27 protein-coding genes and 4 tRNA genes are annotated in these 23,286 nt (G+C 73.0%); 4 read left to right on the top strand and 27 right to left on the bottom strand.

Annotated features, from left to right (window positions below):
• Position 1: 1 nt before the first annotated feature.
• The 12 genes from ACQSSQ_RS08875 to thrS all read right to left on the bottom strand — a co-directional run bounded on the left by ACQSSQ_RS08875 (position 2) and on the right by thrS (position 9,935).
• A complete protein-coding gene (locus tag ACQSSQ_RS08875) occupies positions 2 to 373 on the bottom strand; it encodes a hypothetical protein (protein WP_431326668.1) in 372 nt (123 codons plus the stop codon).
• 26 nt (positions 374 to 399) lie between these two features.
• Positions 400 to 870, bottom strand: coding sequence for a hypothetical protein (locus ACQSSQ_RS08870; protein WP_431326667.1), 471 nt, complete (start codon positions 868 to 870; stop codon positions 400 to 402).
• Between the two features lie 115 nt (positions 871 to 985).
• Complete coding sequence (locus tag ACQSSQ_RS08865) at positions 986 to 1,747, bottom strand: YebC/PmpR family DNA-binding transcriptional regulator (protein ID WP_431326666.1); 762 nt, start codon at positions 1,745 to 1,747, stop codon at positions 986 to 988.
• Between the two features lie 111 nt (positions 1,748 to 1,858).
• Positions 1,859 to 2,461 carry a pyridoxal 5'-phosphate synthase glutaminase subunit PdxT gene (gene pdxT, locus ACQSSQ_RS08860; protein WP_431326665.1) on the bottom strand — a complete coding sequence of 201 codons (603 nt, stop codon included), beginning with the start codon at positions 2,459 to 2,461 and terminating at the stop codon, positions 1,859 to 1,861.
• Positions 2,458 to 3,093 carry a DUF6891 domain-containing protein gene (locus ACQSSQ_RS08855; protein WP_431326664.1) on the bottom strand — a complete coding sequence of 212 codons (636 nt, stop codon included), beginning with the start codon at positions 3,091 to 3,093 and terminating at the stop codon, positions 2,458 to 2,460. The genes pdxT and ACQSSQ_RS08855 overlap by 4 nt, the downstream gene beginning before the upstream one ends.
• Positions 3,094 to 3,097: 4 nt before the next feature.
• The gene (gene pdxS, locus ACQSSQ_RS08850; RefSeq protein WP_431326663.1) at positions 3,098 to 4,027 is read right to left on the bottom strand and encodes a pyridoxal 5'-phosphate synthase lyase subunit PdxS; all 930 of its coding nucleotides are present in this window, start codon (positions 4,025 to 4,027) and stop codon (positions 3,098 to 3,100) included.
• Positions 4,028 to 4,156: 129 nt separating this feature from the next.
• Positions 4,157 to 4,747, bottom strand: a complete 591-nt coding sequence (locus ACQSSQ_RS08845) for a hypothetical protein (protein WP_431326662.1) — start codon at positions 4,745 to 4,747, stop codon at positions 4,157 to 4,159.
• Entirely contained in the window at positions 4,744 to 5,853 is a 1,110-nt protein-coding gene (locus ACQSSQ_RS08840; RefSeq protein ID WP_431326661.1) for a glycosyltransferase family 4 protein, read from the bottom strand. Before ACQSSQ_RS08840 ends, ACQSSQ_RS08845 begins: the two co-directional genes overlap by 4 nt.
• Complete coding sequence (locus ACQSSQ_RS08835) at positions 5,850 to 6,773, bottom strand: phosphatidylinositol mannoside acyltransferase (RefSeq protein WP_431326660.1); 924 nt, start codon at positions 6,771 to 6,773, stop codon at positions 5,850 to 5,852. The genes ACQSSQ_RS08840 and ACQSSQ_RS08835 overlap by 4 nt, the downstream gene beginning before the upstream one ends.
• The gene (gene pgsA, locus ACQSSQ_RS08830) at positions 6,770 to 7,378 is read right to left on the bottom strand and encodes a phosphatidylinositol phosphate synthase (RefSeq protein ID WP_431326659.1); all 609 of its coding nucleotides are present in this window, start codon (positions 7,376 to 7,378) and stop codon (positions 6,770 to 6,772) included. The genes ACQSSQ_RS08835 and pgsA overlap by 4 nt, the downstream gene beginning before the upstream one ends.
• Positions 7,378 to 7,944 (bottom strand): HIT family protein, encoded by a 567-nt coding sequence (locus tag ACQSSQ_RS08825; protein WP_431326658.1) that lies wholly within the window; start codon positions 7,942 to 7,944, stop codon positions 7,378 to 7,380. Before ACQSSQ_RS08825 ends, pgsA begins: the two co-directional genes overlap by 1 nt.
• Entirely contained in the window at positions 7,941 to 9,935 is a 1,995-nt protein-coding gene (gene thrS, locus ACQSSQ_RS08820) for a threonine--tRNA ligase (RefSeq protein WP_431326657.1), read from the bottom strand. Before thrS ends, ACQSSQ_RS08825 begins: the two co-directional genes overlap by 4 nt.
• A 101-nt stretch (positions 9,936 to 10,036) precedes the next feature.
• On the opposite strand from thrS, the gene ACQSSQ_RS08815 reads away from it, so the two are divergent.
• Positions 10,037 to 10,510: a methyltransferase family protein gene (locus ACQSSQ_RS08815; protein ID WP_431326656.1), complete on the top strand. Its 474-nt coding sequence runs from the start codon at positions 10,037 to 10,039 to the stop codon at positions 10,508 to 10,510.
• A gap of 6 nt (positions 10,511 to 10,516) precedes the next feature.
• Here the strand turns inward: ACQSSQ_RS08815 and ACQSSQ_RS08810 are convergent, their stop codons facing one another.
• From ACQSSQ_RS08810 to ACQSSQ_RS08775, 8 genes are all read right to left on the bottom strand, one after another.
• Positions 10,517 to 11,056: a DUF937 domain-containing protein gene (locus ACQSSQ_RS08810; protein ID WP_431326655.1), complete on the bottom strand. Its 540-nt coding sequence runs from the start codon at positions 11,054 to 11,056 to the stop codon at positions 10,517 to 10,519.
• 81 nt (positions 11,057 to 11,137) lie between these two features.
• Complete coding sequence (locus ACQSSQ_RS08805; protein WP_431326654.1) at positions 11,138 to 12,523, bottom strand: sensor histidine kinase; 1,386 nt, start codon at positions 12,521 to 12,523, stop codon at positions 11,138 to 11,140.
• Positions 12,523 to 13,200, bottom strand: coding sequence for a response regulator transcription factor (locus ACQSSQ_RS08800; RefSeq protein WP_431326653.1), 678 nt, complete (start codon positions 13,198 to 13,200; stop codon positions 12,523 to 12,525). The genes ACQSSQ_RS08805 and ACQSSQ_RS08800 overlap by 1 nt, the downstream gene beginning before the upstream one ends.
• 61 nt (positions 13,201 to 13,261) lie before the next feature.
• Entirely contained in the window at positions 13,262 to 13,591 is a 330-nt protein-coding gene (locus ACQSSQ_RS08795) for a PepSY domain-containing protein (protein WP_431326652.1), read from the bottom strand.
• A 92-nt stretch (positions 13,592 to 13,683) separates the two neighbouring features.
• A complete protein-coding gene (locus ACQSSQ_RS08790; RefSeq protein ID WP_431326651.1) occupies positions 13,684 to 14,802 on the bottom strand; it encodes a flavin-containing monooxygenase in 1,119 nt (372 codons plus the stop codon).
• Between the two features lie 186 nt (positions 14,803 to 14,988).
• Entirely contained in the window at positions 14,989 to 16,482 is a 1,494-nt protein-coding gene (locus tag ACQSSQ_RS08785) for a LuxR C-terminal-related transcriptional regulator (RefSeq protein ID WP_431326650.1), read from the bottom strand.
• Positions 16,483 to 16,632: 150 nt separating this feature from the next.
• Positions 16,633 to 16,704: transfer RNA gene (locus ACQSSQ_RS08780), tRNA-Val, on the bottom strand.
• 112 nt (positions 16,705 to 16,816) lie between these two features.
• Positions 16,817 to 17,650 (bottom strand): aminotransferase class IV, encoded by an 834-nt coding sequence (locus tag ACQSSQ_RS08775; protein WP_431326649.1) that lies wholly within the window; start codon positions 17,648 to 17,650, stop codon positions 16,817 to 16,819.
• A gap of 95 nt (positions 17,651 to 17,745) precedes the next feature.
• Between ACQSSQ_RS08775 and ACQSSQ_RS08770 the strand changes: the two genes are divergently transcribed.
• From ACQSSQ_RS08770 to ACQSSQ_RS08760, 3 genes are all read left to right on the top strand, one after another.
• Positions 17,746 to 17,817, top strand: a tRNA-Gly gene (locus ACQSSQ_RS08770).
• A 43-nt stretch (positions 17,818 to 17,860) separates the two neighbouring features.
• Positions 17,861 to 17,931 (top strand) — tRNA-Cys (locus ACQSSQ_RS08765).
• A gap of 43 nt (positions 17,932 to 17,974) precedes the next feature.
• Positions 17,975 to 18,049 (top strand) — tRNA-Val (locus tag ACQSSQ_RS08760).
• A gap of 155 nt (positions 18,050 to 18,204) precedes the next feature.
• Here the strand turns inward: ACQSSQ_RS08760 and ACQSSQ_RS08755 are convergent.
• Genes ACQSSQ_RS08755 through ACQSSQ_RS08725 form a run of 7 tightly spaced genes read right to left on the bottom strand, consistent with a single transcriptional unit; the run spans position 18,205 to position 23,228 of the window.
• Complete coding sequence (locus ACQSSQ_RS08755) at positions 18,205 to 18,516, bottom strand: hypothetical protein (RefSeq protein ID WP_431326648.1); 312 nt, start codon at positions 18,514 to 18,516, stop codon at positions 18,205 to 18,207.
• A gap of 26 nt (positions 18,517 to 18,542) precedes the next feature.
• On the bottom strand, positions 18,543 to 19,163 hold the full coding sequence (locus tag ACQSSQ_RS08750; protein WP_431326647.1) for a GTP cyclohydrolase II: 621 nt from the start codon (positions 19,161 to 19,163) through the stop codon (positions 18,543 to 18,545).
• Positions 19,160 to 19,852 carry a RibD family protein gene (locus ACQSSQ_RS08745; protein WP_431326646.1) on the bottom strand — a complete coding sequence of 231 codons (693 nt, stop codon included), beginning with the start codon at positions 19,850 to 19,852 and terminating at the stop codon, positions 19,160 to 19,162. Before ACQSSQ_RS08745 ends, ACQSSQ_RS08750 begins: the two co-directional genes overlap by 4 nt.
• A complete protein-coding gene (locus ACQSSQ_RS08740) occupies positions 19,845 to 20,798 on the bottom strand; it encodes a lysylphosphatidylglycerol synthase transmembrane domain-containing protein (RefSeq protein ID WP_431326645.1) in 954 nt (317 codons plus the stop codon). Before ACQSSQ_RS08740 ends, ACQSSQ_RS08745 begins: the two co-directional genes overlap by 8 nt.
• Positions 20,795 to 21,826, bottom strand: coding sequence for a glycosyltransferase family 4 protein (locus ACQSSQ_RS08735; protein ID WP_431326644.1), 1,032 nt, complete (start codon positions 21,824 to 21,826; stop codon positions 20,795 to 20,797). Before ACQSSQ_RS08735 ends, ACQSSQ_RS08740 begins: the two co-directional genes overlap by 4 nt.
• A complete protein-coding gene (locus tag ACQSSQ_RS08730; protein WP_431326643.1) occupies positions 21,823 to 22,230 on the bottom strand; it encodes a 6-pyruvoyl trahydropterin synthase family protein in 408 nt (135 codons plus the stop codon). The genes ACQSSQ_RS08735 and ACQSSQ_RS08730 overlap by 4 nt, the downstream gene beginning before the upstream one ends.
• Positions 22,218 to 23,228: a zinc-dependent alcohol dehydrogenase gene (locus ACQSSQ_RS08725; protein WP_431326642.1), complete on the bottom strand. Its 1,011-nt coding sequence runs from the start codon at positions 23,226 to 23,228 to the stop codon at positions 22,218 to 22,220. The genes ACQSSQ_RS08730 and ACQSSQ_RS08725 overlap by 13 nt, the downstream gene beginning before the upstream one ends.
• Between the last annotated feature and the right edge of the window lie 58 nt (positions 23,229 to 23,286).

Raw genomic sequence — 23,286 nt, 5'->3', positions numbered from 1 at the left:
GTCACACCCCTCCGAGCGGGCCGAGGCCGCGTCCCAGCGCCTCCCACTCGCTCCTCGCCCGTCCCCAGACACGCGGGTCGCGAGGCGAGCGCGGAGGGTCGTCCACGGTGCCCGCCGCCCACGGAAGGGCGTACAGGCCTTCGGCCAGCTCCTTGATGCGGCGCTCCGTCTCGCGGCGGCCGGCAGGCGCCGGCTCGACGTGCATCACGACGCCGTCGCAGGTGACGACGATCGGGCGGTGTCCGAGGTGGTCGGGCGGAGACTCGGCTCCGTCGACGAGCGCCGGCATCCACGGGACCACCAGATCGTCGTACGGCGGCCGCCGGCGCCGCGAGATCCTCCAGAACGTGCCCCCTGCACGCAGGATGTCCATACGGCGAATCCTGGCACCGCGGAGCGTCAGGCGGAAGGGTCTTTGGCCTGCTGCCAGTCGGGGCCGAGCTGGTAGGGGTCGCCGGTGGTGTCGACCAGCGTGGTCGCCGGACGCTGCCGGATCTCCTCGGCGACGGCCCGGATGCGGGCTCGCGACGCCCGCCACCCCTTCACCCGCTCGGTGCCGACGACGGTGCCTCCGCGGCGGACGACGATCGTCCAACCGACGAACAGCGCACGGGCGAGGACGATGACGGGCAGGAGCAGCAGCAGGATCGCCAGCTCGAGTCCGACGAGGACGAACAGCACGCCGCCGACGACGACCACCGGCAGCACGAAGACGAGCCAGAGCGTCAGCAGGATCGGGTCGTCGGGGACGTAGGAGCCCCCGCCGCCCGGGCTGGGCACGTAGTCGAGCAGGCTCTTGCTGCGCATCCTCCACGGCAGCCACCGCCGCCGCACACGCCAGGTGACGCCGTCGGCGTCGCGTACCTTCACCAGGTTGCTCCGTTCTGCTGGGCGGGGAGACTACCCGAGAGCCGACGGGCCTCGGCGACCTCGTCGGGCGCTCCCGCGTCGCTCGGTGGGCGTCGGCTGGGGTCGGTGGGCGCCGTCAGCCGACCTGCGCCATGACCTCGTCGGAGGCGTCGAAGTTGGCGAAGACGTTCTGGACGTCGTCGCAGTCCTCGAGCGCGTCGATGAGGCGCAGCACCTTGCCGGCGGCGTCCGCGTCGACCTCGACCGTCATCGACGGGACGAACGACGACTCCGCGGAGTCGTAGTCGATCCCGGAGTCCTGGAGCGCCGTACGGACCGCGACGACGTCGCCGGCCTCGCTGATCACCTCGAACGAGCCGTCGAGATCGTTGACCTCCTCGGCGCCGGCGTCGAGGACGACCTCGAGGACGTCGTCCTCGGTGAGCGTCCGCTCGCCCTGCTCCGCCGGCAGGATCACGACACCCTTGCGGGAGAACATGTAGGACACCGAGCCCGGGTCGGCCATGTTGCCGCCGTTGCGGCTCATCGCCGTGCGGACCTCCATGGCGGCGCGGTTCTTGTTGTCGGTAAGGCACTCGACCAGGAGCGCCACGCCGCCCGGGGCGTAGCCCTCGTACATGATCGTCGTGTAGTCGACCCCGGCACCGTCGAGACCACCCCCGCGCTTGACCGCGCGGTCGATGTTGTCGTTGGGGACCGACGACTTCTTGGCCTTCTGGATCGCGTCGTAGAGGGTGGGGTTGCCCGCGGGGTCGGGACCGCCGGTGCGCGCGGCGACCTCGATGTTCTTGATCAGCTTGGCGAACATCTTGCCGCGCTTGGCGTCGATGACCGCCTTCTTGTGCTTGGTGGTCGCCCACTTGGAGTGGCCGGACACGGGCACTCACCTTCCCTCGCTGTACGACGGCGCTGTGCTTGTACGACGGCGCTGTGCTTGCTGCCTGTGGGCCGCGGCTCGCGACCGTCCTCGATCCTAGCGGCTGCGCGCTCAGGCCCCGGAGCGCACCGACTGGACGAGCATCCGGTGGAGGCGGTGGTCCTTGCCCAGCTCGGGGTGGAACGAGGCCGCGATCAGCGGGCCCTGCCGGACCACCACCGGGTGCACGCCCGCCGCGCCCCGGTCGACGGTGGCCAGCACCTCGACCTGCGGCTCGCACCGCTCGACCCACGGGCCGCGGATGAACACGGCGTGCAGCGGCCCGTCGAGACCCTTGACCGAGAGGTCGGTCTCGAACGAGTCGACCTGCCGCCCGAACGCGTTGCGGCGCACCGTCATCGCGATCCCGCCGAACGTCTCCTGGCCCTCGATCCCGCCCTCGATCCGGTCGGCCAGCATGATCATCCCGGCGCAGGTCCCGAGGACCGGCATGCCGTCGGCGATGCGGGCGCGGATCGGGTCACGCAGGTCGAACGCCCGCGAGAGCTTGTCGATCGTCGACGACTCCCCGCCCGGGACGACCAAGGCGTCGACGGCGTCGAGCTCCCGCGGACGCCGGACGGTCGTCGGCTCGGCACCGCACTCGGCGAGCATCCGCACGTGCTCGCGCACGTCCCCCTGCAGGGCGAGGACGCCGACGCGCACCGCGCTCACGCGTCACCCGCGCCGGCGTCGCCCCGCCGGTGCCAGAAGGCGCGGACCTCGATGCGCCCTTCGTCGAAGTGCGCCGCCAGTCCCTGGGCGTCGAGCGCGGCGAGAACCTCGGTGCACAACGGGTCGCCGTCGGCGATGTTGGCGGAGTCGGGGTGCCAGACGTTGATCTCGAGCATGCCGTGGTCGACGGCGTGCCAGACGTCGGACGGGGTGAACCACACGACGCCCCGCAGTCCCGTGCGAGGCAGCTCCGTGCCGGGCAGTCCCGTGCCAGGCAGTCCCGTGCCGCCGGCTGCGCGGATCTCCGCCGCCGCCTGCCAGTGGTCCTCGACGCCCTGCAGGACCGAGAACCCTGCCCCCGTCAGGACGGCGAACGCGTCCTGGAGCGCGTCGTAGTCCGTGCGGGTCGGCCAGGACTCCCGGTCGACGGCGAGCGCCGCGCGCTCCTCCTCGACGAGGCGGCGCGCCTCCGCCTCGGCGTCGGCCCCCGCACGACCCGCGTCCTCGCGGGCCGCGACGGCGACCTCCTGGACGCACGTCGCGGTGTCGACGAGCCCCGCACGGACCAGCACCCGCGCGTAGCCGCGCAGCGCGTCGGCGTCGCTCAGCCGCGGCGCCGAGAAGAACGGCACCGGGTCACCAGCCTCGCTCGGCCAGACGGTGGGGCTCCGGGACGTCCTCGACGTTGATGCCGACCATCGCCTCGCCGAGGCCGCGCGAGACCTTCGCGATGACGTCGGGGTCGTCGTAGAACGTCGTCGCCTTGACGATCGCCGCCGCGCGCTCAGCCGGGTTGCCGGACTTGAAGATGCCCGAGCCGACGAAGACGCCCTCCGCGCCCAGCTGCATCATCATCGCGGCGTCCGCCGGCGTCGCGATGCCGCCGGCGGTGAACAGCACGACCGGGAGCTTGCCGTTCTCGGCGACCTCCTTGACCAGGTCGTACGGCGCCTGCAGCTCCTTGGCCGCGACGTAGAGCTCGTCGGCGGGGAGCGTCTGCAGGCGACGGATCTCGTCGCGAAGCGCCCGCATGTGGGTGGTCGCGTTGGACACGTCGCCGGTGCCGGCCTCGCCCTTGGAGCGGATCATCGCGGCGCCCTCGGTGATCCGCCGCAGCGCCTCGCCGAGGTTGGTCGCGCCGCACACGAACGGCACGGTGAACGCCCACTTGTCGATGTGGTGCGCGTAGTCGGCCGGCGTCAGCACCTCGGACTCGTCGACGTAGTCGACGCCGAGCGACTGCAGCACCTGCGCCTCGACGAAGTGCCCGATGCGCGCCTTGGCCATCACCGGGATCGAGACCGCCTCGATGATCCCGTCGATGAGGTCCGGGTCGCTCATCCGCGCCACCCCGCCCTGAGCCCGGATGTCGGCGGGGACCCGCTCGAGCGCCATCACGGCGACCGCGCCGGCGTCCTCGGCGATCTTGGCCTGCTCCGCCGTGACGACGTCCATGATGACGCCGCCCTTCAGCATCTCCGCCATGCCGCGCTTCACACGGGCGGTGCCGGTGCCCTGGTCGGGCGCGGAAGGCACGGTCGTGGACGCGGTCGAGTTGTCGGACATCGTTCACCTCTGGTCGTGGGGCGCGGGTGCGCTCCGTCGTACGAATGGCCACATCGTACGTCCGGGGTCCGACCGGCGGACCAGCCCCGGCGTCCGACCCCGGCAGCGGGGCTCCGCGGACCCGTCCGGTCAGGCCGCGTGGCCGACCTCGGGGCCCAGCGTCGGGCGTTCGCGCGCCACCAGGTGCGGAGGCGGCGTGTCGTCGAAGACGATGCGGTAGGGCCACGGGGCGTGCCCGGCCAGGCGTGCCCAGCGGACGATCCGGCGCCGCCGCATCCGCTCGGTCCGCGCGACGAGGTCGTCGTGGAACCGGTGGGCCAGCTGGACCCGCTCGCACGCGTCACCGAGGTCGGTCAACAGGTCCGCACGCGTCTCGTCGGCCTGGGCCCAGAGGGCGTCGACGTCCTCGGCGTCCCCGAAGACGGTCCGCATGACCTCGCTCAGCGCCGTCTCGCGCTCGGCCTGGTCCGCCTTGCCGATCGACGCCCGCGCCGCGTCGGCGGCCTCGACCGCGACCAGGGCGCTGGCAGGGTCGAGGACGCCGCCGGTCGCGACGTTGCGCAGGCAGGTGGAGCGGTCCAGCAGCTGACGGTCCAGGGAGGCCTGGGCGGTGGCCAGCCGGATGTGCAGCCGGTCGAGCCGGCCCGCGGTCGTGGACAGGGCGACCGTGATCGCCGCGACGACGGCTCCGACGACGAGGATCCACTCGAGCGTGCTCATGCTCCGTTTCCTCCTCCCAGCACCGTCTCGTACACGCGCACGACCTGCGGTGCGACCACACTCCAGTCGTACCTCCGGACCTCGCTGCGCGCCAGGTCGGCACGGGCCTCGCGGCCGGGGTCGTCGAGCACGGTCAGGAGGGTCTTCGCCAGCGACGAGGCGTCCTCGTTGGCGAAGAGCGCTCCGAGCCGGCCGTCCTCCAGCACGTCGGCGAACGCGCGGATGTCGCTCGCGACCACCGGAGCTCCCGCGGCCATCGCCTCGATGAGGACGATCCCGAAGCTCTCTCCCCCGGTGTTGGGGGCGACGTAGACGTCCGCCTCGGACAGCAGGCGTGCCCGCTCGTCGTCCGAGACCCGCCCGACGACGTCCACGTGGGCGCGCAGGCGCTCCGGCACCATCGCAGTGCCGACCTTCGGGTCGCCCGCGCCGGCGACGACGAGGTGGGTGTCGGGGTAGCGGTCGAGGATCGTCGGCAGCGCGTCCAGGAGCACCGGGAGACCCTTGCGCGTCTCCTCGAAGCGGCCCAGGAACAGCAGCTGCCGCTGCTCGCCGGCGGTCGCCCGGCGCGGGATGCCGGTGAAGTCGTCGACGTGGAGGCCGTTGGGGATGATCACCGAGTCGCCGCCCTGGTACTGCGCGACGACCCGCTGCGCCTCGCGCGAGACCGTGATGCGGGCGCTCAGCTTCTCCATCGCCGGTCGCAGCAGCGGCTCGGTCGCCGCCAGCGCGCGCGAGCGCCCGATCGAGGTGTGGATCGTCGCGACGGAGACGCCCGACGCGAGGCTGAGCGCGATCAGCGAGACGCTCGGCGTGGCGGGGTCGTGCACGTGCAGGACGTCGAAGTTGCCGTCGCGCAGCCAACGGCGCGTGCGCGCCATCGCGATCGGGCCGAACGACACGCGCGCGACCGCACCGTTGTAGCGGACCGGCAGGGCGCGACCGGCAGGCGTCACGAACGACGGGAGGTCGTCGTCGTCGGCCGCCGGCGCGAGGACGGACACGTCGACGCCCAGCTCCTGCAGCGTCCCGCAGAGGTCGAGCACGTGGTTCTGCACGCCGCCCGGCACGTCGAAGGAGTACGGGCAGACCATCCCGATCCTCATCGCCCTGCCTCCGACGGTCGGCGGTCGACCTCGAAGACGCGCTGCAGCATGTGCCAGTCGGCGGGGCTGCGGCGGATCTCGGTGGTGAAGACGTCGGCGAGGTCCTGCGTCATCGCGGCGAGCCCGTCCTCGCCCTCACGCGTGGGGACCGCCTCGTGCACTGTCATGCGCAGACGGCCACCGTCGTACCGCGACGTCGCCGCGAACAGCGTCGCGCCGGTCTGCTGGGCGAGCAGCGCCGGCCCGACCGGCATGCGTGCCTTCTCCCCGAGGAGGTCGACGCCGATGCCGCTGCGGGACATGTCGCGATCGGCCAGCAGGCACACGAACCCGCCCGCGCGCAGGTGCTCCGCGAGCCGGGGCATGGTCGGCCCGTCGCCGGTCAGCGGGAGCACCGTCATGCCGATCTTCTCGCGGAACGCGACGAACTCGTCGTACAGGCGCTCGGGCTTGAGCCGCTCCATCACGGTCATCAGCGGCAGCCCGCTGCTGCACGCCCACGCGCCCATCAGGTCCCAGTTGCCCATGTGGGGCAGCGCCGCGATCATCCCGCGACCGGCCGCCTTCAGGGCGAACGCCCGCTCGGGATGGTCGACCGCGATCCACTCGTCGACGGCGTCGGCGGAGAAGCGCGGGAGCCGGAAGACCTCGCCCCAGTAGCGCAGGTACGACCGCATGGCGTCGCGCGTCAGGTCGTCGAGCTCGGCCGGGGTCGCGTCGGGGACCGCTCGGGAGAGGTTCGACCGGAGCCGGGCGATGCCGCTGCCGCCACGCTTGTAGAGCTGGTCGGCGGTGGTCCGCAGCGCCCGGTCGACCAGCGGCTGCGGGACGTGGACGGCGATGTTCCACCCCGCGCGGTACGCCGCCGCCTCGACCTGCGAGCGCGCCGCAGCCAGCGAGCCGCGGCTGGAGCGCCTCATGCCTCCGCCAACGACTGCCTCCGCACCATCAGGATGCGTTGCACGACCGTGATCGTGCTCGCGACCGCGAGGGCCCACAAGACGATCGTCCTCAGGACCGGGAGATCGAACAAGCCCGAGAGCCCGGTCATCACGAGGACCGCGACCAGCCGGTCCGACCGCTCGGCGATGCCACCCTTGGCCTCCATGCCGAGCGCCTCGGCACGGGCCCGGGCATACGAGGTGAGCTGTCCGCCGACGAGGCACCACAGCGCGACCGACGTCATCAGCAGGTCGTCGCCCTCCCCCGCGTACCAGAGGACGAGCCCGCCGAAGACGGCCGCGTCGCCGATCCGGTCGAGGGTGGAGTCGAGGAAGGCGCCCCACGCGCTCGACCGGCCGGACTTGCGGGCCATCAGGCCGTCGACCATGTCGGAGAACACGAACGCCGTGACCACGAGCACACCGACGAAGAACTCGCCGCGCGGGAAGAACCACAGCGCCCCGGCGGTCACGCCGAGCGTGCCCACGAAGGTGACGGCGTCGGGGCTCACCCCGAGCCGGAGCAGGAGGTCGGCGATCGGGGTCATGATCTTGGCCCACGTCTCGCGGAACCGCTCGAGCATCAGCGCCCCACCTCGCCCCATGCCTTCGCCAGCAGGTCGCGCGTCTCGGCGAGGAGCTGCGGGACGACCTTGGTGTGTCCGGTGACGGTGATGTAGTTGGAGTCGCCCATCCAGCGTGGCACCACGTGCTGGTGCAGGTGCTGCGACAGGGACCCTCCGGCCACCGCGCCGAGGTTGAGTCCCACGTTGAACGCCGCAGGACCGCTCACGTGCTTGAGCACGCGCACGGCCTGCTGCGTCATCGCGGTCAGCTCGTGCGCCTCAGCGTCGGTGAGCTCGTCGAGCTCGCCGACGTGGCGGTTGGTGACCAGCATCAGGTGTCCCGGGTTGTAGGGGTGGAGGTTGAGGACGGCGTACACGTCGGCACCGCGCGCGACGATCAGCGTCTCCTCGTCGGGCTTGCCCTGCATGACGCAGAACGGGCATCCCTCCTCGCGCGGCGCGTCGGTGATGTAGGCCATGCGGTGGGGCGTCCACAACCGGTCGAACGCCTCGAAACCTGTCTCGGGACGCCCCCACGGACCGTCCGGCGCCGCGGAGCGCCCGCCCTCGTCCCCCGTCGTCATACCTGGACCCGGTCCGTCACCGCCGCGACGATCCGCGAGACCGCCTCCTCGACGGCCACCCCGTTGTCCTGCCGGCCGTCGCGGTAGCGGAACGACACCGCCCCCGCCTCGACGTCGTCGTCGCCGGCGATCAGCATGAAGGGGACCTTCTGCGTCTGGGCGTTGCGGATCTTCTTCTGCATCCGGTCGTCCGCCTCGTCGACCTCGACCCGGATCCCGCGCTCCTTCAGCCGGCCGGCCACCTCGTACAGGTAGTCGACGTGGCGCTCGGCGACCGGGATCGCCACGACCTGCACGGGCGCGAGCCACGGAGGGAAGGCGCCGGCGTAGTGCTCGACGAGCAGGCCGAGGAACCGCTCGATCGAGCCGAACTTCGCCGAGTGGATCATCACCGGCTGCTGGCGTGACCCGTCGGCGGAGGCGTACTGCAGCTCGAAGCGCGCCGGCTGGTTGAAGTCGTACTGGATGGTGCCGAGCTGCCAGGTGCGGCCGATGGCGTCCTTGGCCTGCACCGAGATCTTGGGACCGTAGAACGCCGCGCCTCCGGGGTCGGGCACGAGCTCGAGCCCCGTCTCGGTGGCGACGCTGCGCAGCACCTCCGTCGCGGTCTCCCACTCCTCGTCGGAGCCGATGAACTTGTCCGACTGCGGGTCGCGGGTGGACAGCTCGAGGTAGAAGTCGTCGAGACCGAAGTCGCGCAGCAGCCCGAGGATGAACCCGAGCAGGTGCTTGACCTCGCCCGGCGCCTGCTCGGCCGTGACGTAGGAGTGCGAGTCGTCCTGGGTGAGGCCGCGCACGCGGGTGAGGCCGTGCACGACACCCGACTTCTCGTAGCGGTAGACGGTGCCGAACTCGAAGAAGCGCAGCGGCAGCTCGCGGTAGGACCGCCCGCGCGACCTGAAGATCAGGTTGTGCATCGGGCAGTTCATCGCCTTGAGGTAGTACTGCGAGTTCTCGAGGTCCATCGGCGGGAACATCGTGTCGGCGTAGTACGGGAGGTGGCCGGAGGTCTCGAAGACCTGCGCCTTCGTGATGTGCGGGGTGCCGACGTAGTCGAACCCCTCCTCGATGTGCCGGCGGCGGACGTAGTCCTCCATCTCCCTCTTGACCACGCCGCCCTTGGGGTGGAACACCGGCAGGCCGGAGCCGATCTCGTCGGGGAAGCTGTAGAGGTCGAGCTCGTTGCCGAGCCGCCGGTGGTCGCGCCGCTGTGCCTCCTCGAGGCGGTGGAGGTAGTCGGCGAGCGCCTCCTTGGACTCCCAGGCGGTGCCGTAGATGCGCTGGAGCTGCTTGTTCTTCTCGTTGCCGCGCCAGTAGGCGGCGGCGCTGCGCATCAGCTTGAACGCGGGGATGCGCTTGGTGGTCGGCAGGTGCGGGCCGCGGCACAGGTCGGTCCAGGCGACCTCGCCGCTGCGGTTGAGGTTGTCGTACATCGTCAGGCCGCCGGCGCCGACCTCGACGCTCGCACCCTCGGCCTCCCCCTCGAGGTCGCCGCCGGCCGAGCTCTTGAGGCCGATGAGCTCGAGCTTGTAGGGCTCACCGGCGAGCTCGACGCGCGCGTCGTCGTCGTCGATCGGTCGCCGGGAGAAGCGCTGGTTCTCCTTGATGATCTTGCGCATCCGCGACTCGATCTTGTCGAGGTCCTCGGGCGTGAACGGGGTCTCGACGTCGAAGTCGTAGTAGAACCCGTCCTGGACCGGCGGGCCGATGCCGAGCTTGGCGTCCGGGAACAGGTCCTGCACCGCCTGCGCCATCACGTGCGCGGTCGAGTGGCGGAGGATGTCGCGGCCGTCCTTGGAGCCGATGGCGACCGGCTCCACGACGTCACCGGTCTGGAGCTCGTACGCGAGGTCCTTGAGCGCACCGGCGACCTTCGCCGCGATGACTGCGGGATCCTCGCCGAAGAGCTCCCACGCCCTCGTCCCCGTCGTCACGGTCCGCTCCTGACGATGCTCGTCGGGACCGATGACGGTGACGTTGAGCTCGGACACGATGCTCCTTCGGGACGTTCCAGACAGATTGGCTCGATGCTATCCGCCCCGGCCGTCACGCCGCGCACCGTATTCGCCGCGGCGGCGCCACAATCAGATCCATGGACCGAGAACACCGCCCCGCACCACCTCCGCCCGCGTACTTCGCCGCCGCGTTCGCCGTCGGTGCGGGTCTGCTGGACCGTGCGCTCCCCCGCCGTCCCCGACCCGGTCCGGTCGGCCGGACCGTGGGCAGCACGCTGATCGCCCTCGGCGCGACCGCGATCACCGGCAGCCTTCGGGAGATGCACCGCTACCACACGACGCCGCTGCCCTTCCGCGAGCCTTCGGCGCTGGTGCGCACCGGCCCGTTCGCCTACACGCGCCACCCGATCTACGTCGGGATGGCCGCGGTCTACGCCGGTGCCGCGGCGCTGCGCGGCTCGTACGGGCCGTGGCTCACGCTGCCGCTCGCCCTCGGGCTGCTCGACCGGACGGTGGTCCAGCGCGAGGAGGACGTGCTCGACGCGCGGTTCGGCGGCACCTTCACCGCGTACCGCTGGCGCACGCCCCGCTGGGTCGGCCTCCCGCACTGAGGCGCGTCAGCGCTTGCCTCCCCCGAGGAGCCCGCCGAGGAGGTCGCCGAGCCCGCCACCGCCGCCACCTCCGGCACCCCCGAGGACGCTGCCGAGGAGGTCGCCGATGTCGGGAGCCCCGCCACCCTGGGGCGCGGCAGACCCTGACGTCCCGCCCTGGCCACCTCGCTGCTTGCTGAGGTAGCCGAGCACGATCGGCGCGATGATCGGCAGCAGCTTCTGGACAACTCCCCCGGCACCGCCACCGGAGAGGGCCTGCGCGACGCCGTCGGTCTGGTCGCCGAACACGTTGCGGACGATCTTCTCGCCGTCCGTGGTGTCGATCGCTGCGGCGTCCACGCCGCCCTCGACCTCCCCGCCGTGCTGGTCGAGCGCCTTCTGCAGCGACGCGGCCCCGGCGGGGTCCTGGGCGTTGGCCTGCATGCCTTCGACGAGCGCCGGCACCGCCTTCCCGGTCGCCTGCTTCACCTGCTCGGGATCGACGCCGAGCATGCCCGCGATCTGGTCGATCGGGATCTGCGCGTACAGGTCGTCGATGCTCGCCATGTGCGGTCTCCTCCCCCGGTGGCACCCCGATGGCGCCGGTCCCCTGAACGTGGCACAGAACGAGACGCCCCGCACGCCACCTCACGCCTGCGGTGCACGCACGCCCGGCGCCGCTCTCGGCAGCCGAAGTGCGAAGACGGCGCCGCCGTCTGACCCGTCCTCCAGCCGTACGTCTCCCCCGTGGCGCCGCGCGAGTGTCCGCGCGATCGCCAGCCCGAGCCCCGTCCCGCGGCTCGTCACCGCCCGTGCCGGGTCGGCACGGTAGAAGCGGTTGAACACCGCGTCGCCGACCCCGGGCGGGACGCCGGGGCCGTCGTCGACGACGCGCACGACCACGTCGGGTCCCGCCACGCCCGCCTCGATCAGCACGGCGGTGCGCGCGTGGTGGACCGCATTCTCCACGAGGTTACGGACGACGCGGACGAGGTCGTCGGTCCGCGCGGTGACGTACAGGTCGGGTTCGTCGCGTCGCTCCACCGCGACCAGCCGTCCGGCCAGGTCGACGACGGCCAACGCCTCGGTCACCACGTCAGCGACCGCCACGAGCGACCGCCCCGTCGACGGTGCCTCTCCAGCGGCGAGCACCAGCAGGTCCCGGACCAGCACCTCCATCCGGCCGGTGTCCTCGAGGAGGTTCGCGACGAGCGCGTCCTCGTCCACGCGCTCGGGATGCGCCTGCGCGACCTCGAGCTGGGTCCGCAGCGCGGTCAGCGGGCTCTGCAGCTCGTGCGAGGCGTCCGCGACGAAGTCCTGCTGCTCGTGGCGTGCGCGCGCGAGCCGCTCGAGGAGCCCGTTGAGCGTCTCGACCAGCCGGCCGACCTCGTCCGGGCTCCCGAGCTCGAGGCGGCGGGACAGGTCGGCTCCCCCGATGTCGTCGAGCTCGCGGCGCACCTGCTCGACGCGGGCGAGCGCGCGTCCCACCACGAGCCACGTCCCGGCGGCCACCAGCGCGAGCATCAGCGGCACCCCGAGGTACAGCGCCGTGCGGAGCGTGCGCGTCGCCTCCCCGACCACCTCGAGGCTGGTCCCCACCAGGACGGTGACGACGTCGCCGTCGGTGTCCTCGACCGCGGTGCTCCACACCCGGTAGCGCTCCGGCTCTCCGTCATCCTGCGCGGTGAGGGTCGCGACCGCCAGGTCGTGCGGCTCGCGTGCCGGCGCGGCGACGGCCCGGCCCGGTGCCAGGTTCGACGAGGCGGCGAGCACCTCCCCGGACGACGCGACGACCTGGACGAAACCGTCGTCGGTCGCAGGCTCGATCACCGTCGCCGCACCCGCCGTCCCGTCTGGGGCGTCCCCTGCCGCCGCCGCACGCGCGAGCTCGGTCGCCCGCGCCCGCGCCGCGCCGTCCCCCTGGTTCGCGAGCTGCGCGTCGAGCGTCGCGACCAGCGCGGCTGCGGCGATCGCCAGCACGACCGCGGAGACGCCCGTCGACAGGACGGTGATCCGGCCGCGGACAGTACGCATCAGTCGCCGTCCGCCGCGATCCGGTAGCCGACGCCGCGCACGGTGATGAGAGTTTCGCGGCCGAACGGCTCGTCGATGCGCTGGCGGAGCTGGCGGACGTAGACCTCGACGATGTTGAGGTCCCCCTCGTACGCGAAGTCCCACACGTGGTCTCGCAGGCGTGCCTTCGAGAGCGCCTCGCCCGGGTGGCGCATCAAGCACTCGAGGACGGCGAACTGCCGTGGGGTCAGGTCGATCTCGACCTCCCCGCGACGAACACGGTGAGCCGCCGGGTCGAGGGTCAGGTCGCCGACGGCGAGGACGCTCGGGCGCTCGGATCCCCCACGGCGTACGAGCGCGCGGATCCTCGCGAGCAGGACCTGGTACGAGAAGGGCTTGGCGAGGAAGTCGTCGGCGCCCGAGTCCAGCGCGGTGACCTCGACGTCGGTCCCGACCCGGGCGGTGAGCATCACGACCGGCGTCCAGTCCTCCCGCTCGCGAAGCGTGCGGCAGAGGTCCTCCCCGCTGAGCAGCGGCAGCATCGAGTCGAGGACGACCACGTCGTACTCGTTCTCGGTCGCCAGCCAGAGGCCGTCCCGTCCGTCGCCGGCCACGTCGACTGCATAGCCCTCGGCCTCGAGGCCACGCTTGACGGCGCCTGCGACGTGCGCGTCGTCCTCGACCACCAGGATGCGCACAACTCAGCCTCTCTCCGACGGGCGCCGTACGCACGCATCTGTCGCCGCCGGGACGACGCGGTCAGTCCGCCGAGCCGTCCAGCTCCTCGGAGTCGCTCTCGACGACCACGACGCGATAGGCCTCGTCGAGGCGTACGTCGACGGTGCTGCCGTCAGGCTTGGTGACCTCGACCTCCCACGTGGCACCGTCCTCGTCGTCCCGCTCGACCGCGTTGGCGCTGCCGCCACCGGTCGCCCGCAGGGCGGCGGACGTGGCCTGGGCCGCCTGCTGGGGCGTGTAGCCGCCGCCGTCGTCCGCCGGGTGGTCCTGACCGGCCAGGGCCGCGCCGGCGACCGCGACCACGGACGCCGACACCGCCGCCACGACGAGCGCGACACGCTTCCTGCTCATGGTGGTTCGCCTCCTCGCCGAGGATCCCCTCGTCCCCGGCGCTCTCTTCCGACACTGCCAGACGGGCGCTGAAGGAACGCTGAACGTGCACGTCACGCGACCGCGTGCACCGGGGCGTCCTCGAGGCGGGCCGGAGCGGTGGCCCGCATGCGGCGGAGCAGGTGGCGGGCGTCGCGGTCGACGCCCTGGATCATCGCCGAGGAGACCGCGTACTGGAGCTCGAGCCCCAGGAAGAACAGTCCGGGCACCGGTGAGACGCCCCGGTCGTGGACCGGGTCGCCGTCCTCGTCGAACGCCTCCGGCACGTCGAGGAAGCGGTGGTCCGGCCGCGACCCCGTGCACCACACCACCGTGGAGACGTCCGGCGCGTCGTCGTCCGACGGGACCGCCCGCCCCTCAACGACCGAGGCGATCCGTCCGATCTGCACGACACCGGCGTCCTCGAGGTCCGCGAGCTTGTTGCGGACGAGCATGACGCCGTGGCCCTCGGCCTTCGCCATGAACCGGCGCCCCATCGGGGTCCGCCGGGTGAGCACGTGCCGGAAGACGAACATCACGACCGGCGTCATCACGCGGCCGGCGGTGGCGTCGATGTCGAACGGCACCTGACCGGGGTGCCGACCGGCGATCCACGTCGGGTGGCCGGCCGCAGCGGCCTCGAGCGCGACGTCGGTCCCGGAGTTGCCGGCTCCGACGACGAGGACTCCTCCCGCGGCGAGCTGCTCCGGTCCTCGGTAGTCGAGCGAGTGGATCTGCCGGATCGCCGGGTCGAGGTCGGCCGCGAGTGCCGGGACGACCGGTCGCACGTGCGAGCCGCTGCTCACGACGAGCCGGTCCGCGAGGTACGTCCCCGCGCCGGTCTCCACGCGGAAGCGTGCGCCGTCACGGGCGATCCGGAGGACGGGTGCCCCGGTCCGGACCGGGAGGTCGAACCGGGCGGCGTACGCCTCGAGGTAGTCCGCCATCTCGTCGCGCGTCGGGAACCGCCGGACCGGGATCCGCCACCCCGGGAGGCTCGCGTACCGCGGCAGGCTGAAGAGCCGCAGCGAGTCGTACCGACGCCGCCACGCGTCGCCGACGCGCGGCGCGGCCTCCAGGATCACGAAGTCCTCGCCGGCCCGCCGGAGGTGGTAGCCCATCGCCAACCCGGCCTGCCCGGCCCCGACCACCACCGTGCCGACATGCGCTGCGTTGCTCGTGTGCGTGCTCATGGCTCCCCCTCGTCGTCGCTCACGACGCTAGGAGCGCTCACGGGTACGCCGCTTCGGGCGGACGACCCATTCGTGTCCGCGGCCGATGGGTGGTTCTGCGTACGCGGCCTCAGACGAGGTGGTGCTCGAACGCGTAGGCCGTCGCGGCAGCGCGGTTGGGAAGCGCGAGCTTGCCGAAGATGTTGCTCACGTGCCGCGCGCCGTCTTTTCCGAGAGGACGAGCTCGGCCGCGATGGCACGGTTCGTCGCGCCGGTGGCGACGAGCCGCAGGACCTCCAGCTCGCGGGGTGAGAGCGGGCCGTCGCCCGCGCCGCTCCCCACGACGCCGAAGGGCTCACCGACGGCACCGAGCCGCTCCAGCGCCGCACGGGCGGCGTCGGCCTCCATCACCGCGGCGTCGGTGTCGCCGAGGGCGTCGCAAGCCCGGGCGACCAGACTTCGCGCGCGGGCCGCCTCGTACGGGGCGTCGACGTCGCGCCACAGGGTCCAGGCGCGTCGCAACCGGGGCAGGGCCGCACGTGGGTCGCCGCGCGCGAGGAGCACCGCCCCCGTCGCGTGCTCGACCAGCGCGCGGAGGAACGGCGGGGCGTCGGTCCCGCTGAGCGACGCGAGAGACGCGGCGGCGTCCTCGGCCTCGGCGACCTTCCCTGCGGCCAGGCAGATCTCCACCCGTGCCGCGAGCTGCAGCGGTCGCGCGCGGGGGTCGTCGGACGGCTCGCCGAGCACGCGGTCGAGACCGGCCAGCGCAGCGTCGGGCCTGCCCTGCGCGAGCCGGAGGAGGGCGAGTCCGGGCTGCACCTCGAGACCGAGCCGTGACGCCCGGGCGTACGCCGCCTCGGCGTCGTCGAGCCGCCCGCGCAGCCGTGCCAGCTCGCCCACGCGGTAGTGCGCCGCGGCGACCGCCGGCTCCGGCCGCGCGTCGAGGATCGCGCACGCCTCGACGGCCCGCTCGGCAGCCTCCTTCCACGCGCCGCGGAGCTGCAGGATCTCGGCGCGGTGGACCAGGCAGGTCCCGCGGTAGGCGACGCTGCCGCCGTGGTCGTCCACCCACGCGCTCAGGGCACGCGTCCACTCCTGCGCCCGCGCGAGGTCGAAGTGGCCCATGCACATGTCGATGACCGCGCAGTAGAGGAGCCCGGCCACCTGCGGCTGGACGCGGCCGGCGGAGACGTACGTCATCGCCTCGTCCATCACGACCGTGCACTCGTCGTCGCGCCCGAGCAGCTGCAGGCACCTCCCGCGCCCGAGGAGCGCCAGGACGAGCACGTCGGTCTCGGCGTCACGGTCGGCGATCTCGAACGACCGCTCGAACTCCGGGAGCGCGCCTGCGGGGTCGCCGCCCCACATCCGGGCCACCGCGGCCTGCTGGGCCAGCATCCCCTGCAGTCGGGGGTCGTCGGCATCGGCGAGCCGCTGCAGGCGTGCCGTCCAGCCCTGGGCCTGCGCCACGTCGCCGCGCATCATCAGGTGCCAGCCGATCCAGAAGCCGCAGGCGACGCCGTCGGCCCGGCGACCGCTCGCGACGTACTCGTGGATCGCCCGCTCCCGCAGCGGGACCACCTCGTCGTCGCGGCCGAGCATGAAGGCGGCCACGGCGAGGCGCTCGAGGTCCTCGGCCGAGAGGCGGTGCTCGCGGTCGGCCTCGCGCAACGTCTCGTACTCCGCGGGCCACTCAGGCACGCCCTCAGCGTACGACCGTGGCGGGGTCGGGGAGCGCGCTCTGCACGCACGGGTGACCGCACCGCGCGGGGGCCCCTCCCGGAAACGCCGAACGGCCCCAGCCGGGGTGCGGCTGGGGCCGTTCGAGCCCGGGATCCCGGGCATCAGCGGTGGGCGATACTGGGTTCGAACCAGTGACCTCTTCGGTGTGAACGAAGCGCGCTACCACTGCGCCAATCGCCCGTGTGCGTCCCACCCTCGGCGGAACGACACAGACACTAGCGTACGCGCCCGACGTCGCCGAAACCCGGGTCCTGATCCTCCCGCGCGAGCCGGTGGCCGGGCGACGGGCACGTCACGGGTCGACGGTCTCCGCGGCCCGCTCGGCGAAGATCTTCGCCGCCAGCCGGGTGACGGGTCCCGGGGCCGGCAGCTCGCGGTCGTCGACGCGGGAGATGCCCTGGACGTCGCGCGTGGTGCCGGCGAGGAAGATCTCGTCGGCACGCCGGAGCACGTCGATCGGCTCGTCGCGCTCGACGACGTCGATCTCGTCGCGGCACCACTCGAGCACGAGCGCACGGGTGACACCGGCCAGGCAGCCCGACTCCAGCGTCGGCGTGACGAGCTGGCCGTCGAGCACGTAGAAGATGCAGGAGCCGGTCCCCTCGCACAGGAGGCCGGCCGTGTTGGCCATCACGGCCTCGGAGGCACCGTGGCGGATCGCGTGCTCGACCATGAGCGCGTTCTCGGCGTACGACGTGGTCTTGAGGCCGCTCAGGGCGCCGCGCTCGTTGCGGGCCCACGGGACGGTCGCGATCGCGGTCGTCGCGTCGGGGCGCGCGGCGGGCTCGGTCACGACGACCACGGTCTGCCCCTCGTGGCCGCGCGGAGAGCCGAGCGGACCCCGGCCCGAGGTCACCGTGATGCGGATCCGGCCGAAGGGCAGGTCCTGGCCCTCGACCGTGGCCTCCACCCCACGGCGTACGAGGTCGAGGTCGGGCTCGCCGATGCCGAGCCCGGCGGCGGAGCGTGCCAGCCGCTCGAGATGCCGTGTGAGGGCGAACGGGATGCCGTCGACGACCTTCACGGTCTCGAAGACTCCGTCGCCGACGACGAGTCCGTGGTCGAGGACCCCGAGGGCGGGTTCGTCCGGGGATTCCAGGGTTCTTCCGTTGATCCAGGCGCGCATGGGGCCACGTTAACGCGCCGAGGGGGACCCCCGGTTTGGACGCCCAGAAGGCATCCGCTAATGTTTCTTTCGCGCCGGGGAAGCCCGGAAAGCGCGCGGACGTGGCTCAGTGGTAGAGCATCACCTTGCCAAGGTGAGGGTCGCGGGTTCGAATCCCGTCGTCCGCTCGGAGTGGGTCCCAGGGCCCCTTCTCAGACATCGCAGATGTCCGGTGGAGTGGCCGAGAGGCGAGGCAACGGACTGCAAATCCGTTTACACGGGTTCAAATCCCGTCTCCACCTCGATGGGACCGCAAGGCTCCTCATCGGGTCCGCAAGGATCCACGGGCGATTGGCGCAGCGGTAGCGCGCTTCCCTGACACGGAAGAGGTCACTGGTTCAAACCCAGTATCGCCCACCAGCACGAAGGCTCCCGGCACCCGCCGGGAGCCTTCGTCGTTCTCGGGGCACCGTTTCGCGCGCGCAGCCCACGCGTCGGTCGCTGCGTGGTCACCCGTCGCGCGCTGGTGACCACAGGCGCACCAACGCTGCGGGGATTGCCCCTCGCCGCAGGCGCTACGGCAGGACCCGACCGCCGAGCGACTGGACGAGACGCTGGACGGCCCGGCGACCCCGTCCCCAGTCGGTGATCGCGAACGACTCGCTGGTCGTGAACCGGAAGACCGTCTCCGTGGGCGAGGCGCCCGGCACGACCTGCACGGTCATGGTGGCACCCCACGAGAACGCGCTCGCGCCCTTGCGGAACGCCTCGAGCCACGGTTCGCTGCGAGCCAGGTCGTACGCCCAGCCCTGCCTCGCCGCCGCCATCCGGAGCGCCTCCACGGCCGCCGCGGGCGGCTGGTTCACGACTGCCTGCACCTGTGCCATGGCAGGAGGTTACGGCCCGCGCCGGGTCAGCCCGCAACCTCGATGGTGTGCGCCGCGCGACGCACCTTCGCCTGGAGGTAGCGCACGTTGGCCTCCCGGCGGTGCACGCCGGTCGGGACGCGGGCGACGACGTCGATGCCGAGGCGTGCCAGCTGCTCCGCCTTGTCGGGGTTGTTGGTGAGCAGGCGCACGGACGTTCGGCCCAGTGCGACGAGCATCTGCGCCGCCACGGTGTAGTCGCGCTCGTCCGCGCCGAACCCGAGCGCCACGTTGGCGTCGTACGTGTCCAGACCGGTGTCCTGCAGGAGGTACGCGTCGAGCTTCGCGTACAGCCCGATCCCGCGCCCCTCCTGCCGCAGGTAGAGCAGCACTCCCCCGGCTGCCGCGATCCGGGCGAGCCCCTCCGCGAGCTGCGGGCCGCAGTCGCACCGCTCGCTGCCGAGCACGTCGCCGGTGAGGCACTCGCTGTGCAGGCGCACGAGCGGGGGCCCGTGCACGGGCTCCCCCAGCTCGACGGCCACGTGCTCGCGCCCGTCGACCAGGCCGTCGAAGGTCGTCAGGTGCCCCAGCACGGTCGAGCCGTCGGGCAGCGCGATCGGGACCGGGACACGTGCCCGAACCGTGGCGCGCGGCGCTGCGGCGCTCACGCTGCCTCGCACCGTTCAGACAGCGCGTAGCGGACGAGGACGACGTCGTCGAGCGCCCTCGTCTCCACCAGGCGCGCGTGGTGCGCGGTGCACCAGCGGTAGTCGCCGCCGTCGACCCAGCGTCGCGCGCGCGGGTCGCCGAGGAAGAACGGAGCGACGACCAGCTGGAGCTCGTCCGCGAGCCGCTCCGTGAGGAACTGCGTGTGCACGCTCGCGCCGCCCTCCACCATGAGCCGGCGCACGCCGCGTGCGTACAGGTCCTCGGCGACGTGCCGCATCGTGACGGGGTCACCTCCGTCGACCACGGTGGCGAGGTCGCCGAACGCCTGGAGTCCTTCGTCGACCCGGGCGGTCGGGCAGTACACGAGCTTCTCGACGTCCCCGGTGGTGAAGAACGCCCGGTCGCGGTCGAGCTTCACGTGCTCGCTCACCGTGACCTTGACCGGTGAGTCCGTCGTCCCCCGGCGCCGTCGTGCGGCGACGCGGGCCGGCGCACGGACGAGCAGACGCGGGTCGTCGTTGCGGACGGTGGCTGCGCCGACGAGGATCGCGTCGCTCTCGGACCGCACCCCGTCGACGCGGTCGAGGTCCGCCGGTCCGGACAGGTGCAGGGGCGTGTCGCCGGTGTCGTCGAGGTAGCCGTCGAGCGTGATCGCGCAGGACAGGATCGTGTACGGGACGTCAGGCATCGGCTGCTCCTGTCAGCTGAGGGGTGCTCGCGCGGATCCGACCGCGCGCGTCGAGCAGGAGGACGACGACTCCCGGCGCGGTCGCGAGCAGCGCCAGCAGGCCGTACACCACGGAGATCTCCACGCCCTGGCTCGCGCTGAGCCCACCGGCCCCGAACGCCCAGGCGGCTGCGCCCTCGCGCGGTCCCCAGCCCGCGAGGCTCGTCGGGACGGACGCGGCGAGCAGGACGAAGAGGGCGGCGGGCAGCACCGTCGTGACCGAGACCTCGGGCGCCGCCAGCCGGACAGCCACGAGGAGGACGGCGACGTGGCCGCAGAACGCGAGGACCGATGCCACCACCACCTGGACGGTGCGCGACGGGCGACGGACCACGTCGCGTACGTCGGTGGCGAGGATGGTGCGCCAATGTCCGGGCAGCAGGGCGACGACCGCGAGGGCGGCCACCAGCACCACGCCGAGGACGACGGCGGTGACGCCGAGGGCGGATCCGGCTGCCTCCCTCAACGGCGACGGCGCCGCGACGAGCACCGCGGCGGCCACCACGGCACACACCGCCTGCCCGGCCAGGCGCTCCCAGGCGACCGTGCGCAGCCCTCGGACCGTGTCGTCGGTCTCGCGTCCGTGGACGACGCCGCGGTGGACGTCCCCGGCGATCCCGAACGGGAGGGTCGCGTTGAGAAGCTGCGAGCGGTAGTACGCCGCCACGGCATCACGGAGTCTGATCGACGCGCCCAGCTCGCGCGACACCACCTGCCAGCGCCACGCCGCGCACAGCGTGCTCAGCGCGGTGAGCAGCAGCGCGGCCGCGGCAGCGGCGAGCGCAGCCGAGGACAGCGCGGCGGTTCGGACGCCGTCGAGGAACGGGTCGGTGCCGAATCGCACGAGGACCACGCCGAGGACCGCCACCGGCACCAGCACCTTGAGGAGACCCGTCGCGACCCTCACGTCGCCACCGCCTCACGCCGGAGCGCGCCGAGGACGCCGGCGACGACCGCCGCGGTCGTGCCCCAGCCGGTGAGCGTGGCCCGCCTCTCCCGGGCGTGCTGCCGCAGGCGGGTCCGGAGACCGGGATCGGTGAGCCAGCGCCGCAGCGCACGGCCCAGGGCCTGCGGGTCGGCGGCGTCGACGAGCATGCCGGGCTCAGCGCCGGTAGGGGTGTGCCCGAGCGCCTCGGCGACTCCGCCGACGGCCGATGCGACGACGGGTACGCCCTGCGCCAGAGCCTCGGTGATGACCATCCCGTACGTCTCGGCCCGGGACGGCACGACGAGCAGGTCGGCGGCGGCGTACGCACCGGCCAGGACGTCGCCGACGAGCGGGCCGGTCCAGGTCACGCGACCGTCCAGCCCCAGGTCGTGGGTACGACGCGCCACCTCGCGGGCGTACGACGGCTCCACCTGCGGCGACCCGACGATCCGACACTCCCACGCCAGGTCGGTCAGGGTGCCGAGCGTCTCGACGAGCTCGCGCTGCCCCTTGCCTTCGGTGATGGCGCCGACGCACAGGAGCCGCCCACCGCCGTCGGTTCCCGCGTGCGCCGGCCAGGTGTCGACGCCCGGCCGGGCCACGTGGAGGCGGCGCGGGTCCAGGCCGTACGCCCCGGCGACGCGGTCCGCGGTCCACCGGCTCGTCGCCACCACCGCCGCGGCGGACTCGAGCACGAGGCCCTCGTCACGATCGGGCCCGACCGGCTCGTGCAGCAGCACGACCAGGTGGAGGCGCCGGGCGTGCTCGGCGACCACGGCGGAACGCCCGCGCGTGACGATGCCGTCGGCGAGCACGACGCTCTCGTCCGGGAGCGACGCGAGGGCCGCGGCGAGCGAGCCACCCCCACGCTCGCGCACCGCCTGCTCGCGCACCGTCCAGCCGGCGAGCACGAGCGCGTCCGCCAGCCGCCGGTCGTACACGTTGCCGCCGCTGGGCCGCCGGGGGTCGTCGACGCCCTCGGGGACGAGCAGGTGCACGGGCGTCATGGCGCACCGAGCCCGCGTTCGTAGCTGGCCCACGCCACGGGCGACTCCCGGAGCGTGACGACGATCCCGTCGAGCGCGGCGGCGGGCCGCCCGAGCGCGCCCTCGGCGACCCGCGACGCGAGCCGGTCCGCGACCAGGCGGGCCAGCACCTCCGTCGTGGAGTTCATCCCCGCGAGCGCCGGGTCGTCGTCAAGGTTGCGGTAGCGCAGCGGCTCAAGCTCGGCGTGCAGCACGTCCGCCGCACGACCGAGATCGACGACCACCCCGTCGTCGTCGAGCTCGGCCGCGCGGAACGTCGCCTCGACGACGTAGGTCGCCCCGTGCAGCCGTTGCGCCGGACCGAAGACGGTCCCGCGCAGGCTGTGGGCGACCATGACGTGGTCGCGGACGGTCACGGAGAACATGCCGCGCCGTCCGCGTGCTCCACGCCGGCGTACTCCACCACGTGGCACAACGGCGCGCCCGCCCCGGAGACCAGGCGCGCCATCGTCACCGGCAGGTCCTCGAACCTCGACGCGCCGGTCAGCAGCGAGTCGAACGCGTCGTCGTGCAGCAGCTCGAGGGCGAGACGGAGACGGTCCCGCGTCGAGCGCCGGGGGGCGCGCGCGGGTGAGACGGTCCCGACCTGGCTGGAGCGGATGCTCAGCCGCCGGGAGTGGAAGGCGCCGCCGAGGCGGAGCTCGACGGCGGCGTCGCCGTACCAGCTCAGGTCGACGACGGTGCCGTCCGTGGCAAGGAGGTCCAACGAGCGCTGGAGGCCGGCCGCGGTCGCGCTCGCGTGGACGACGAGGTCACGCTCGCCGTCCACCGCCTCCGGGGAGGCGAACGCGACCCCCAGCGCTGCGGCGGTCGCCGCGCGGTCGGCGACGGTGTCGACGAGCGTGACCTCGACCCCCGGGATCTGCGCGAGCAGGCGCGCGACGCAGCACCCGACCATCCCCGCCCCGACGACGGCCACCCGGTCACCGACCAGCGGGCGGGCGTCCCAGAGCGCGTTCACCGCCGTCTCGACGGTGCCGGCCAGCACGGCGCGCCGGGGCGGGACGCCGTCGGGGACCGCGACGACGGCGTGCGTCGGCGCGACGTACGCGGTCTGGTGCGGGTAGAGGCAGAAGACGGTCCGGCCCTGCAGCTCCCCCGGCCCGCGCTCGACCACCCCGACGTTCAAGTAGCCGTACTTGACCGGCCCCGGCAGCTCGCCCTCCTGGAAGGGCGCGCGCATCGTCGCGTACTGGTCGGGCGGGACCCGGCCGCTGAAGACCAGCGTCTCGGTCCCTCGGCTGATGCCGGAGCGGAGCGTGCGGACGAGGACCTCGTCAGCGCGAGGCGCGCTCAGGCGGACGTCGCGCAGCTCGCCCACGCCGGGCTCGCGCACCCAGAACGCCTGCGCCTGACTCCGCACCTGTCGCGACCTCCCTGTCCGGGTTTGAACCGATCCGTCTCCACGCCCGTTTCTGGTC

It is taken from the genome of Mumia spirodelae (assembly GCF_050632745.1).
Classification (GTDB): domain Bacteria; phylum Actinomycetota; class Actinomycetes; order Propionibacteriales; family Nocardioidaceae; genus Mumia.
This window is presented reverse-complemented; position numbering and strand designations above follow the sequence as displayed.